Raw genomic sequence first — 12,739 nt, forward strand, 5'->3', positions numbered from 1 at the left:
CGGCTCGATGGCGGCCGTCACGGGCGACACCGCCAAGGGCTACTTCGGCTGGTCGGTCGGAGGCTGGTTGCCGATCTGCTCGTTCAGCTTCTCCTGGACGGTGTCCACCTGGGACTGGTACTTGTTCCCCGTCCTCGCGTCGAAGGCGTCTCCGGCCTTCTCGACGCCCTGACGGGCTACGTCCTCGTGGCCCTTCAGCAGGCCTTTGAGCTTGTCGATCATGGACATGGGGGGTCCTCCTCACGGAAAACTGACCCCTCCACTGTCACCCAAGAGGGTCAATCCCACACCCGGAGGCCACGGACGAGGTCGACACCGTCACCTGACGGCGGCGGTGCGAAGACTGGTCGTCGCGACAGTTGGCGGATCACGATCCGATATCCCCGTACCCTCTCGCCTTGTGACCCTGATGCGGACGATGTGGGACCACCTGCGGGGGTACGGGCTGCTCAGACGAGAGATCGGCGGCGGGCGAGCGGCGGTCCTGGAACGCATCGCCGTGCTTGCCGAGGCGGGCCGGTACGAGGAGGCCGGGACTGCGGCGCGGGCTTTCGCCGGTCACCCACGACGCGGCCGGGACCGCAGCCCCGTCGCCCGGTGGACAGCCGTCTTCCATGCGACACAAGTCGCCGTCGTGCACGGCCGGGGAGCGGAGGTGCTGTCCGAGTTGGAGGCCCTCATAGCCGAGGTGGAGCAGGACTCCGACACCCCGGACAGGCGGCGTGAGATCGCCCCGGGCGCCGCGGTGATCCTGGAAGGGGTCTACGCCGCCCGCCCGGAGCTGGCCCGCTTCTACCACCTCACCGCGCCTGCCGCGCCCACGCGTGGGCGAAGCGTTCGTGAACGGGGGCCGGGACCGCGGCGGTGTCGTCCACAGGGGCGGGCGGGGCAGGGCGGGGGGCCTTTGCGGCGGTGAGCTCCTTGCGGACGGCGCGGTGGTGTTCGAGCGACCAGGTGTTCCAGCGGCGCACGGTACGGTCGGCCGGGCCGCCCAGGGCGTGCAGTTGGAGGTGGAGCGCGGCCGCCTCGCGGCTGACACCGAGCGCGGCCGCGGCCTCGGTCACCAGGTCCGGGACGCTGAAGAGCGGGTTGGTCTCGTACTGGCCGGGCGGCACCGGGGTGGCCGCGGACCGGTCCACCAGTCGCCGCAGGCGGGCGAGGGGAGCGGCCGGGGAGTCCGCGAGCCCGTCGACCAGGGCGCGGGCACCGGTCGCGGCCGGATCGCCGATCGGGCGTTCGGTGAGGGCCCAGGCGGCGGCCGTCGCAGCGCTCCGCACCCCGTCGGCGTCCAGGGGCTCCGGGGCGCGGCCCGTGAGCAGGGCGGTGGCCCAGGCCTCCGGCAGGCCGCGGTCCGCCGCGAGGGCGGCGGCGTGGCTGCCGTCGTCGGTGTACGGGGTGGCATCGAGGAGCCCCGTCCAGGCGGCGGCCATCCGCTCCGCGGCGGCGGTCATCCCGCCGGGTGCCCACAATTCGGCCGGGTCCGCGGGCAGGGCGGCGGCGAGCACAGTACGCCGGCCGCCCGGGCCGAGCCGCCACTGGAGGTCGTGGTAGGCCTGGGCCGCGGCCCGGTCCGCCTTGTACGGCTTGGCGCGCAGCAGCTTGCGGTGCACGTCGTAGTCCGCGCTGCCGGGGAAGCCGTCGAGCGCGAGGGCGGCGATCGGGCGGGGCACGCCGGTGCGCCAGCGGAACAGGTCCACGGCCTCCTCCGGCACGGGCAGCGGGCCGTGCTCGGCGATCAGGGCCGACAGGCGCCGGAGCCGGGCGGCGTCGTCCCGGGCGATGGTGTGGATCGCGCAGTCCTCGGCGTCGGCCGGGGCCGGGTCGGCGGCGCGCTGGAGGAAGGGGGCGAGGCCGCTACGGACCGGGCCCGAGGCCACGGTGACCCCGGCCGAGCGGAGTTCGGCGATCCGCGGCTCGGCGGCGCGGCCGGTCCGCCAGGCGCTGCCGGCCTCGGCGAACGGTTGCCTGCTCCACACTTCGAGCAGGGCGGTCAGGGCCCGCCGCTGCTCGTCGGGGGTAGCGGCGCCGGCGGCACGCCAGGCCACCGCGTCGATCCCGCCGAGCAGCGCCGTCCACTCCGGCGGGGTGGCGGGCCGGGCCAGCACCCGTACCTCGTCCTCGATCTCCCCGCGCAGGTGTCGGCCATCGGCGGCGACCGCGGTCAGCAGGGCGGGCTGCGGCTGCGCGGGCCGTTCGTCGTACGCCCGCAGCTCGGGCAGCAGGCCGTGCAGGGCGGGGGAGAGCTGGGTGTCGGGCACCGCGTCGGGCAGGTCGACGACCGGCCCGGACCGCATGACGGCGACCCGGCGGGACAGTTCCCGGCGACGCCGCAGTACGTCGGCGGCGAGCCGGGCGGCGCGCAGGACGCCCTCCCGCACCGCAGGCTCGGTCACGCCGGGCAGTGGCCAGGACGCCTCGCCGCCATCCTCGGCATGGGCCCGCATCAGCTGCCCTGCGGCGGCTTCGGTCACAGCGCGCAGCGCTTCGGAGGAGGCCTCGTCGCGGGGGGTGAGGAAGTGCCAGTAGGCCGGCGGCGGAACCGGCCCGGCCTGCTCACCGAGGGTGGCCCGGACGGGGGGAGCGATCCCGGCTGCCGGCGAAGCCGCGTACCTGCCAGAGCAGCGAGTTGTCCTCGGCGGCGTGGCAGCGGACGGTGGTTTCGCCGGCCAGGACGGCGTCCTCACCGCCGAGCGGCAGGGCGAGGACGCCCCAGGGGCGGCGGCCCCAGCGGCTGCTGCGGTAGGAGGCGGTGCGGCCGTCGACGGACTCCAGCACGAACTCGCGGGGCGACGGACCGGCGTACGGAGTGCGGTGCAGGACCCGGCACCCGGTGAGCGGCCCGTCCTGGCCGAGCGGGGAGGGCGGTGCGCCGACCGGCAGCGCGGCGAGGATCCGGTGGTCGGCGAACGGCTGGGTACCGGGCGGGTTTTCGGCCGGCCGGTGGAAGGCGGGCAGGGTGCGGTCGCCGGTGGGGATGCCCGTATCCGGGTCGACGCAGGCCCAGCCGCTGCGGCGTTCGCCGAACACCTCCGAGCTCCAGACGGTCCGGCCGTCGCTCATCTGGTAGTCGCGGTGGCCCATGCCCTCGCGGCCGCCCGGGCGCAGGACGCGTTCGCCGTCGAACCGGCCGCCCCCGTCAGGGGTTTCGAACTGGTACCCGAGGCCGCCCTGGATGCTCCCGCCGTAGGGGCGCAGTCCGTACGACTCCTGCGGCTCGAAGGTCTCGCCGGGCCGCCCGGACCAGTAGGCGTACCGCTTCCACCTCTCCCCGGCCTTCCCGGGCTCCGCGGCCTCCTCGGCCTGCTCCTCCCAAGAGACGAGGAACTGCCCACCGACCCAGTGCACGGTGTGGGAGCGGGAGGCATCGGGCAGTTGCAGGACGTGCTCGCCGCGCCGGCCGGCGTGATCGACGGCGACAGCGCGCGTGTCCCCGTACAGCGCGAGCACCGGCCAGGTACAGGTGACCTGCACGGTCTCGTCGGGCCGGAACTCGGCGACGGCCTGCTCCAGGGCGGGCCAGCCCAGTTCCTCGGGCAGTCCGGCGCGCAGGGCGCGGGCCAGGGGGCCGGCGAGGTCGAGGGCGGCGAGGGCCTCCTCGATGCCGTCCAGGGCGATGGCCGTGGGCCTGTCGAGGAGTTCGCGCAGTTCGTCGACCGATTCGTCGGCGGCCGCGAGACCGCCGCCACGCAGGGCGTCGAGCAGCTTCTCGACGCGCGCGTGCACCTCCGCGGCGATGCCGGGGTTGTGCGGGAGCCGGCTGATGGCGGTGCCGCCCCGGCTACGGAGCCCGGCGTGCACGCTGCCCTCCAGCCGGGGTCCGAAGACGGGGTCGGCGGCGATCGCCTTCAGGTCGCGCTGCGACTGCTCGCCCCAGAACTCCAGGCTGACGGCCGGGCCGGGATCCTCCACGGATACGCCCTCGGCGAGGCACAGGTCCAGCAGATCGGCGTCCAGGTGCTGCCACCGGTAGCGGTCCTCGTGCAGCCGCACGGGGGTGCCGGCCGCCCGCAGCAGGGGTGCGAACCGGCCGACCAGCCGGAAGAGTTCGGCCGGCATCGGCTGGCTGGTCACACCGCCGCCCGCGACGGGGCGGTGCGAGTAGCGGGCGGCGTAGCGACGCAGCCAGTCGCCAAGGCCGCCCTCGGGGGCGATCCGGCCGGCCGCGGCGGCGTCGGCGGCGCCGCAGCCGATGAGCAACCGCAGCCAGGCGGCCGCGTCGTTCTTCGACTCGGGGAACAGGTCGAGCAGGGCCGTGGCCTGGGCGTCGCCCGGCGGATGCGCGCTGAGCGGGCCGACCGCCGCTTCGAGCAGCCGGTCGGGTACGGCCTTCCCGCCGGCGGCGGCCAGCAGTTCACCCAGTACCCGGGCTTCCTCCTCGGTACCGAGACCGGCGGCGCGGGCGGAGTCCCGGACCCTGCGGGCCAGATCGGCGGGGAGCTCCCCGGGCGACGCCGCCCAGGTGGTCAGCAGGCGGACGAACTCACGGTGTGCCCCGCCCGGTTCGAGGAGGCCGGCCAGCCATGCGCAGTGTCCGCTGAGTTCGGTGGCGGGCAGGGCGCCGAAGCGGGCGAACAGCAGCACATTGGCCCGCCGCCAGTGGGGGTCCACGGGCAGTCCGCGGGTCTGCTCGGCGGCGCGCGCCTGGCCGTACGCGCGGGCGGCGGAGCGGCGGTGCGTCTCCAGCAGCCAGTGGCCGATGTTGTCCCAGAACCAGGGCAGATGGGCATCCGGCAGGCCTCGGGCCAGGCGCTCCATGTCGTCCACGAAGCGGCCGGGCTTCTCCCAGGACCGCCCCCGCTTCTGGCCGGCCTCGCCGAGCACCCCCTCCGCGGTGGCCGCGGTGGCCGGATCCTGGATGCGCGCCCAGTCGGTGTAGGTCTCGGAGATGCGGTGGTTGGCCGGGAGCGGGACATGGGCGCCGGTGCTGCTGTTCATGTGCCGATCTTGCCAGCCGCCACTGACAGCGGGCCCCCTGCCGTCCGGTTCCGGGCCGGCCTCCCGTATGGTCCACTTCCGGAACATGGCCGGAGGCCGTGCGTTACCTGAGGAACGGCAAGATGACTACGGGGCGTTGGCTGGTCGGTAGTGCGCTGAGGTACCTGTCCGTGGCCCTGGTGGGCTGGGCGGCCGCAGTGGCGGTCCTGCCCAGGGGATCGGACCCCTTCGTCCCCATGTTCGGCACGGGGATGCTGGTGGGACTGCTGGTCCTGCCCCTGCTCACCGGCGCGACCGTGCTGGTGCTCAGCCTCCTGGCCCGTAGGCGCTTCGAGCCGCCGACCGGTGGTGCGGCGCGCATCCGCGGCGGCTGGCTGCTCCTCCTGCCGTTCGCTCCGGTCCTGCCGGCGGCTCTCCTGGTCCCGCTCCAGTACATGATCATGTTGTGCGTGCAGGCGGTGTACGTGGTGTGGGTGCTGCCCTGCGAGGACGCCCGGGCCACGGGGGACGTCGTCCGCCGCGCGGGGGACCCGGAGCTGCCCGCCGCGGACCGGATCCGGGCGATGGCGGCGCTGGAGCGCTTCGGGACCCGCCCGGTCCTCGAAGTCCTGACCGCCGCGGCGGCCGGGCCGGACCCGGAAGTCGCACGGGCGGCGCTGGAGTCGCTGGTCGTGATCTGGAGGCGGGACGCCGTCGTCGGCGAGGACCTGCTGCGGCGGCTGCCCCCGGACGCCCAGGACCGGGTCCGGGCCCTGCCGGTGAGCATCCGCAGCCCCTGGTGAGCGACGCCCGCTCCTCGGGACCTGCTGCCTTGCAGGGCAGGACTTCGTTCTCTTTTTAAACGGTGGATATCGCTTAAATTCGAGTCATGACCGAAATGCCCCGTGGTGTGGATGCCCAGCGTGTTCACCACGCCCTGGCCGTACCGTCGCGTCGGCGTCTGATGACCCTGCTGCGGGAGGCGGACGGCCTGCTGGGCGTGGCTGACATGGCCGCTGCCACGGGGCTTTCGGTCGCCACGGTCCGCCACCACCTGGCAGCCCTGGCCGGGGCCGGCCTGATCGCGGCCACGGCCTCGGCCTCGGCCGGGCGCGGCCGGGGACGCCCCGCACTCCGGTACGCCCCCACCCGCCCCGATCCCGGGGAGGAGTCGGCGGACGCCCCCTTCCGCGAGCTGGCCGCAGCCCTGGCCGAGGCGGTGGGCGGGGGACCGGGCGCCTCCCGCGCAGCCGGACGCGGCTGGGGGCGGCGCATGGCCGGGAGCGGTCCGGCGGCGGAGCAGGTCTTCGCCGTGGCCGCCCGGATGGGCTTCGACCCGCGCGAGGAGCCGGGCCCCGGTCCCGGCACGCGCAAGGTGCTGCTCCACGGCTGTCCGTACCGCGAACTGGCCCGGACCCGGCCCGAGGTCGTCTGCGCCGTCCACCAGGGCGTGCTGGACGGCCTGCTCGAATCCTCCGGGACCACGGCGAGATTGCGGCCCTTCATCGGACCGGACCTGTGCGCGGCAGAACTGCACCCGACCACGAACTGACCCCTGATCCCTGACCCCTGCTCAGCGATACACATCGTTCCCCTACACCGAAGGAACCTCCATGTTCGGCATGACCATCGACACCGCCCACGACTCCGCAGCGCAGAGCCCCGCGCTGCGACTCGACCCCGAGGGCGGCCCCTTCCGGCAGCTCGCCGCCGTACGGATCCAGGTCCCCGCGGGCGGCTCCGTACCGGCCCATGCGCACGGCGCCTCGGAACTGCTCCTGACCGGGGTCGCGGGCGTGATCGAAGCCTCCTGCGGCTGCGGGGCGAAGACCGTCGCCCAGGGCACCTTCGCCATGCTCCCCGCGGGCAAGGAGATCACCCTCGTCAACCACGGTGAGGAGGACGCCACGGTCCTGGCGGTCTTCTCGCAGAGCGCGTTCACCGACGGGCTGCCGCGCGCGGGCGCCCAGGGCTGCGGCTGCCAGGGCCGCCACGACGGCTGAGACCGGTGGCCGGCCGGCGGGATGCTGTCATGACGCTGTTAGGTGGCGCGGGGCATGCTGAGTGCGGTCGGCTGCCGGCCGGCCGTGCCGAACAGGGGGGAACCATGGGCAAGTCACCGGGCAGAACCGTCGGCCGGCGCTTCACGATTCTGTACGCCACGGTCTTCCTCCTGTCCGGGATCGGGCTGCTCGCCCTGACCTACCTCCTGTCCGGCGGCCACATGAGCACCGGCGCCCCCGGCCAGCTCCCGTCCGGCCTGCCCAGCCCGGGTCCGAGCGCCGGCCCCGGGGCGGGCGCGGAGCAGCACATCCGCGATCTGGAACGGCAGCTCTCGGACGTGCACGCACAGCAGTCCCGCCAACTGCTCTTCGGCTCGGTGATCGCGCTGCTGGTGATGGCGGTCGTCTCGCTCCTGCTCGGCCGGGCCCTCGCCGGCCGGGTCCTGCGCCCGCTGCGGCTGATCACCGCGGCGACGCGGCGGATCTCCGCGGACAGCCTGCATCAGCGGCTCGCGGTGGCCGGGCCCGCCGACGAGGTCAAGGAGCTCGCCGACACGATCGACGGCCTACTGGCACGCCTGGAGGCCTCCTTCGCCGCGCAGCGCCGGTTCGTCGCCAACGCGTCGCACGAACTGCGCACGCCGTTGGCGACGATGCGGGCGTCGCTGGACGTGGCCGCCGCGAAACCGGAGCCGGCGGCGCAGACCCTCGTGCTCGCCGGCCGGATGCGGACCGAGCTCGACCGGGTGGACCACTTGTTGGACGGCTTCCTGGATCTCGCCCGGGCGCAGCACGGCGTGCTCCCCGACCAGGTTCCCGTATCGCTCGGCGAGTTGGCGAGGGGAGCGCTGAGCGCCCGGGGCGCCGCCATCGCCGCCAAGAACCTGACGCTCGACGACGGGGTCCGGCCGAACGCCTGGACGCGGGGCAGCTTGGCGCTGCTGTCCCGGATGGTGGAGAACGTGATCGACAACGCGGTCGTGCACAACCACGAGGGCGGCTGGATCCGGATCAGGACCGAGGAAGACGGCCCCGAGGCCCGTCTCGTGGTCGAGACCGGCGGGAGCGTCCTGGACCAGGAGCAGGTGGACCGGCTGACGCAGCCCTTCGAGCGGCTCGGCACCGACCGGACCGGATCGGAGGAGAGTTCGGGCCTGGGGCTGTCGATCGTCGCGGCCATCGTCGACGCGCACGGCGGAAGCCTCGGCCTGCGCGTTCGTCCGGAGGGGGGCCTGCGGGTGACGGCCGCGGTGCCGTCGACGGCGGGCCCGGACGGGCAGCAGGGGGAGGGGGCGCCGTGAGGATCCTGGTCGTCGAGGACGCGAGGGCGCTCGCGGAGGTCGTCGCCGAGGGGCTACGGGACCAGGGGATGGCGGTCGACGTCGCGCACGACGGGCTGGCCGCCGCCGCCAAGCTGGACGTCAACGCGTACGACGTGGTGGTGCTCGACCGGGACCTGCCCGGCATCCACGGCGACGCGCTCTGCCAGATGATCACCGAACGGGACGACCGCGCGATGGTCCTGATGCTGACCGCGGCCGGGTCGCCCGGCGACCGCGTCAGCGGTCTCACCCTGGGCGCCGACGACTACCTCGCCAAGCCCTTCCACTTCCCGGAACTGATCCTGCGCATCCGCTCGCTGGCCCGGCGCAGGCCCGCGGCCCGGGCCCGTACGCTGCGCGCCGCCGGCCTCGAACTCGACCCGGCACGCCGGACCGCCCTGCGGGAGGGCTGCCCCCTGGAGCTCTCGGGCAAGGAGTTCGCCGTCCTGGAGGCGCTGCTGCGGGCCAGCCCGGGGTTCCTGAGCGCCGAGGACCTGCTCGAACAGGTATGGGACGAGAACGCCGACCCGTTCACCAACACGGTGACCGTCACCGTGGGCCGGCTGCGCCGCAAGCTGGGCAGCCCGCCGGTCATCACGACGACGCCCGGGGTGGGTTACCGCATCGCCGGGCCGCCGCCGACCGGCGATGCGCCTCTTCGTACGCCGGTCAAAGGCTCGTGAGGAGGTCGTCCAGCGGGGCCGGTACCTGGCCGGGGTCGAGGGTCTCCACCAGGAGGCGCCCGTAGCGGATCTTGCGGCCCTTCTTCGTGCCGAGGAAGCGCCGCAACTGCTGTTGCCGGGGCCGGCAGTGCTGTGCGGGCTGGCGCAGGAAGGTCTGCCAGGCCCGCAGGTCGCCCTCGGCCCGGATGATCTCCTCGACGCGCGCCGTGCCCAGTGCGCGGATGAGCTCGTCCTCCAGGTCCTCCACGCACACGAAGAAGCCCTCGTGCGGGGCCCGGGCCCGCTCCAGGGCGCGGTCGTAGAAGGGCTGTTCGCGCACGTCGCACAGTCCCCTCAGGCGCAGACCGAGCCCGGGCGGCCCGAGGAGACCGGTGTAGCGGCCGACGTTCATGGCCCCGCCCATCGGCAGGACGCAGACGCCTTCGGCGGCCAGGTCCCGGCCCCGCCGTGCGGTCAGGGCGTCGACTGCCGCGAGGTCGCTCAGTCCTTCCAGCAGCACTGCCGTCCGTAGCCCCAGTTGCACGGCCAGATCGCCCGCTGGTTCGCCGGGACCGCCGGCCGCCCAGCGGTCGACGGCGTCCCGGAAGGCCTGCATGTACACCATGGGGCGATTCTGCACGTCCACCGGCCGGTCCGCCGCGGAATATTTCGACGGCCGTGGGCTCATGAGCCCATGAGCCCATCGGCTCGTCAGTTCATCAGCTCCGGAGCGAAATAGTCGCGCAGGCGGGCGATCCTCCCGTCCCGGATGCGGAAGATCTGCACGAGCGAGACGGCGACCTCCACGCCGTCCCCGTCGAAGACCGTGTCGATCTCGGCGATGAACACGTCCGGGTCGGAGGTGGTGTGCAGTACGTACCCGGACTTCTCGAAGTTCGGCGCGCTGTCGTCCGCCACCGGCCGCTCGTAGTACGCCGCCATCGCGCTACGGATCTCCTCGCGGCCGACCAGCCGTCTGGGGAAGGTGGCACCGCCCGGCATGAGCGGTGCCTCCAGGACGCCGTCCGCGGTGAAGCACTCGGCAAGGGCATCGGCATCGCGGCTCATGGTGCCGGCGTGGACGTAGCTCCCGAAGATCTCCTGCGGTGTTCTGGACACGGCGGGCCTCCCTGTGCGCGGTTGCGGAAGACCATCTTGGACCACCGTGCCCTCCTACGGCCGGGAAGCCCGGGGAAGCCCTACATGTCGACCCAGGCCATCGAGCTCATCCTCCAGCCGTCCGGGGTCCGGACGAACTGGGTGGTCTTGCGGCCGCCGCCCTCGAACGGCTCGCCGTCGCGGAGACCGGACTTGCGGTACTCGCTGAACCGGTGCGCGATCGACCCGAGGATCTCGGTCCGCTCGGAGACCTCCCATTCGGAGAACTCCGTCAGGGTCCCGTCGGTGAGGATCCGCTGCCTCGGCTCGATGAACGCGTCGAGGTCGTAGACGGCGGGCTCGTCCCCCGTGTTGCTGATGATGGTCCCCTGCGGAATGAACACCTCGCGGACGACGGCGAGGTCCGGCCGGCTGCCGTTGGTGTTGGTGAACGCGCCGAGGAAGACGTGCATCAACGCGTCGATCCGGGCCTTGTCGTCGGACGCGGCCACCCGTTCGGCCACCCCTTCGGCGGGCGAAGCGCCCGACCACTCCTCGCGCAGGAGGGACCAGATCTCGGTGTCCTGGCGCACGCCCCGGTACGGATAGCGCTGTCGCAGCACACCGTCGCGGGTCATCCCGAGCCGGCGCGCCGCTGCGACGCTGCGGGTGTTGCCTGGCGCGACCCACCATTCGACGCGGCTCATCCCCCGCTGCCCGAAAGCCCAGTCGATCAGCACCCGGCACGCCCCGGTCACCAGCCCGCGGCCCGCGCCGGCCGCCTCCAGCCAGCAGCCGATCTCGCACACCCCGGTGGTGGCGTCGAAGTTCGGGAACATGACCCCGCCGACCAGCGTGCCGTCCAGCCAGATCCCGTAGATCCTGCGGGTGTCCTTGGCCTGCTGGTCCGCGTAGCGCTGGAGGGTGGCCGCGGCGGAGTCGAGGTCGGTGCTGAAGGTCGCCCAGGGTATCCAGGGGTCCACGTACGGCCGGGCGCGGTCCATGTGGTCCAGGAACTCCTGCGCGTGCCAGGGCTCCAGGGGGCGGAGCCGGCCATTGTCACCGAGCGACAGTTCGAACACGGGTTCCTCACTCCATGGGTACGTAACGAGCGTTCGGTAGGTAAGGTAGCAGCATGCCACCCGCACCCGGAGACCGTGAAGCCCGCCGCGAGGACGTCTCCCAGGCCGTCTGGAACGTCCTCGCCGACAAGGGATTCGGCGGGCTGACGCTGCGCGCCGTCGCCGCCGACATGGGCGTCTCGACGGGGATGCTCATGCACTACTTCCCGACCAAGCGAGCCCTGGTCGCGCACGCCCTGGACCTGCTGGAGCGGCGTACGGCGCAGCGCCCCCGGCGCGAGCGGCCCGCCGAGGGCCTCGCCACCGTACGGGCCATGCTGCTGGACATCCTGCCGCTGACCGCGGACGGCGCCGCCCGCAACCGCATCTGGGTCAGCTCCTGGGACCTGGCCCTCGCCGACGACGGCCTCGGCGCGGAGCAGGCCGACCGGTACACCCGGTTGCGCTCCACGCTCCGCCCGCACTTCGAGGCCGCTCACGGGCTGGGCGAGCTGCAGGCGGACGCCGACCCGGAACAACTCTCCGCCACCGCGGTCGCGTTCGTCCACGGACTCGTCGTCCAGGCTCTCTTCGACCCCGGCCGGTTCCCCGTCGCGGTCCAGAGCGCCATGGTCGACGACTTCCTCGCTTCGATCGCCTCGCCCCGGCCTTCGAGGGCACCGCGGCACGCTTGACCTGAAGACTGGTTGAGGTCCTACCGTCGATCGTGTTGATCACCACAAGACGACGGGGGAGCGAACTCGTGGATCTCGATACCGGAGCGGCATTCGGCCGGGCACTCGTACTCGGCCCGGGAGGCCTGGCCGGTACGGCATGGATGACCGGCCTGGCGGCCGGCCTGCGCCGCGGTGGCGTGGACCTCGGCGAAGCCGACCTGACCGTCGGCACGTCGGCCGGTGCGATCGTCGGTGCGCTCCTGACCACCGGCCAGGACCTCGACGGGCTCGCCGCTCCGTCGCGCCGGTCGACCCCGGCCGCGCCCCCGCGCGAGGTGGACACCGACGTACTGGGTTCCGTGTTCGCCGTACTCGGCGAAGCTGGGCTCGAACCCGCGGAGGCCCGGCGCCGAGTCGGCCGGATCGCCATCGATCACGCCGACCCCGAAGCCGAACGGGCGCTCCTCGCGACGCGGGGCGCCCTGATCGGTACGGACGTCTGGCCCGACCGGCGTCTGCTGATCACCGCCGTCGACGCGGCCACGGGTGAGCCCGTGGTGTGGGACCGCGGCAGCGGCGTGCCGCTGGTGCAGGCGGTGGCCGCGAGCAGCGCCTTCCCCGGGGCCGATCCGCCCGTCACCATCCACGGGCGGCACTACATGGACGGCGCCCTGCGCGCAGGGGCGAACGCCGACCTGGCGGCCGGAGCCCGCGCGTTGGTCGTCATCGAGCCGCTGGCGCACCTGTTCCCCCGCGAGCAGCTCGAACAGCAACTGGCAGCCGTCGGGGCGCGGACGGTCGTGACCATCGGCCCCGACCCGGACGCGGTACGGGCCTTCGGCTCCGACCTGCACGACCCCGCGAACTGGCAGCCGGCCTACCGGGCGGGTCTTGCCCAGGCGGCCTCCGCCGCCGAGGGGCTGCGCTCCGTATGGACGTCGGCCGGGGCTGGACACGGCCAGGCTCTACAGCTGTAGAGTGAGGGCTCTGCAAGTGTAGAGG

Annotated in this window: 13 protein-coding genes; 7 read left to right on the forward strand and 6 right to left on the reverse strand. The window is 73.7% G+C overall.

Features of this window, described 5'->3' with window-relative positions; translation table 11 throughout:
• Positions 1 to 39: 39 nt before the first annotated feature.
• The 3 genes from ACZ7GJ_RS10475 to ACZ7GJ_RS10485 form a co-directional block, all read right to left on the reverse strand.
• The gene (locus ACZ7GJ_RS10475) at positions 40 to 228 is read right to left on the reverse strand and encodes an antitoxin (RefSeq protein ID WP_470750746.1); all 189 of its coding nucleotides are present in this window, start codon (positions 226 to 228) and stop codon (positions 40 to 42) included.
• A gap of 572 nt (positions 229 to 800) precedes the next feature.
• A complete protein-coding gene (locus ACZ7GJ_RS10480; protein WP_470750747.1) occupies positions 801 to 2,393 on the reverse strand; it encodes a hypothetical protein in 1,593 nt (530 codons plus the stop codon).
• Positions 2,394 to 2,553: 160 nt separating this feature from the next.
• On the reverse strand, positions 2,554 to 4,935 hold the full coding sequence (locus ACZ7GJ_RS10485; protein ID WP_470750748.1) for a hypothetical protein: 2,382 nt from the start codon (positions 4,933 to 4,935) through the stop codon (positions 2,554 to 2,556).
• A 122-nt stretch (positions 4,936 to 5,057) separates the two neighbouring features.
• On the opposite strand from ACZ7GJ_RS10485, the gene ACZ7GJ_RS10490 reads away from it, so the two are divergent.
• The 5 genes from ACZ7GJ_RS10490 to ACZ7GJ_RS10510 all read left to right on the forward strand — a co-directional run bounded on the left by ACZ7GJ_RS10490 (position 5,058) and on the right by ACZ7GJ_RS10510 (position 8,922).
• The gene (locus ACZ7GJ_RS10490; protein ID WP_470750749.1) at positions 5,058 to 5,717 is read left to right on the forward strand and encodes a hypothetical protein; all 660 of its coding nucleotides are present in this window, start codon (positions 5,058 to 5,060) and stop codon (positions 5,715 to 5,717) included.
• A gap of 86 nt (positions 5,718 to 5,803) precedes the next feature.
• Positions 5,804 to 6,466 (forward strand): ArsR family transcriptional regulator, encoded by a 663-nt coding sequence (locus ACZ7GJ_RS10495; RefSeq protein ID WP_470750751.1) that lies wholly within the window; start codon positions 5,804 to 5,806, stop codon positions 6,464 to 6,466.
• 61 nt (positions 6,467 to 6,527) lie between these two features.
• On the forward strand, positions 6,528 to 6,917 hold the full coding sequence (locus ACZ7GJ_RS10500; RefSeq protein ID WP_470750752.1) for a cupin domain-containing protein: 390 nt from the start codon (positions 6,528 to 6,530) through the stop codon (positions 6,915 to 6,917).
• Positions 6,918 to 7,021: 104 nt separating this feature from the next.
• Positions 7,022 to 8,218, forward strand: coding sequence for a sensor histidine kinase (locus ACZ7GJ_RS10505; RefSeq protein WP_470750754.1), 1,197 nt, complete (start codon positions 7,022 to 7,024; stop codon positions 8,216 to 8,218).
• The gene (locus ACZ7GJ_RS10510) at positions 8,215 to 8,922 is read left to right on the forward strand and encodes a response regulator transcription factor (protein ID WP_470750756.1); all 708 of its coding nucleotides are present in this window, start codon (positions 8,215 to 8,217) and stop codon (positions 8,920 to 8,922) included. Before ACZ7GJ_RS10505 ends, ACZ7GJ_RS10510 begins: the two co-directional genes overlap by 4 nt.
• Here ACZ7GJ_RS10510 and ACZ7GJ_RS10515 read toward each other — a convergent pair.
• The 3 genes from ACZ7GJ_RS10515 to ACZ7GJ_RS10525 all read right to left on the reverse strand — a co-directional run bounded on the left by ACZ7GJ_RS10515 (position 8,909) and on the right by ACZ7GJ_RS10525 (position 11,081).
• Positions 8,909 to 9,526 (reverse strand): TOPRIM nucleotidyl transferase/hydrolase domain-containing protein, encoded by a 618-nt coding sequence (locus ACZ7GJ_RS10515; protein ID WP_470750757.1) that lies wholly within the window; start codon positions 9,524 to 9,526, stop codon positions 8,909 to 8,911. The two genes, ACZ7GJ_RS10510 and ACZ7GJ_RS10515, sit on opposite strands and share 14 nt — an antisense overlap.
• An 86-nt stretch (positions 9,527 to 9,612) precedes the next feature.
• A complete protein-coding gene (locus ACZ7GJ_RS10520) occupies positions 9,613 to 10,020 on the reverse strand; it encodes a nuclear transport factor 2 family protein (RefSeq protein ID WP_470750758.1) in 408 nt (135 codons plus the stop codon).
• A gap of 80 nt (positions 10,021 to 10,100) precedes the next feature.
• Complete coding sequence (locus ACZ7GJ_RS10525) at positions 10,101 to 11,081, reverse strand: GNAT family N-acetyltransferase (RefSeq protein WP_470750759.1); 981 nt, start codon at positions 11,079 to 11,081, stop codon at positions 10,101 to 10,103.
• 53 nt (positions 11,082 to 11,134) lie between these two features.
• On the opposite strand from ACZ7GJ_RS10525, the gene ACZ7GJ_RS10530 reads away from it, so the two are divergent.
• Complete coding sequence (locus tag ACZ7GJ_RS10530; RefSeq protein ID WP_470750761.1) at positions 11,135 to 11,755, forward strand: TetR/AcrR family transcriptional regulator; 621 nt, start codon at positions 11,135 to 11,137, stop codon at positions 11,753 to 11,755.
• A 68-nt stretch (positions 11,756 to 11,823) separates the two neighbouring features.
• The gene (locus ACZ7GJ_RS10535) at positions 11,824 to 12,714 is read left to right on the forward strand and encodes a patatin-like phospholipase family protein (RefSeq protein ID WP_470750762.1); all 891 of its coding nucleotides are present in this window, start codon (positions 11,824 to 11,826) and stop codon (positions 12,712 to 12,714) included.
• Positions 12,715 to 12,739 lie beyond the last annotated feature (25 nt).

Source organism: Streptomyces sp. NPDC037242 (assembly GCF_055604165.1).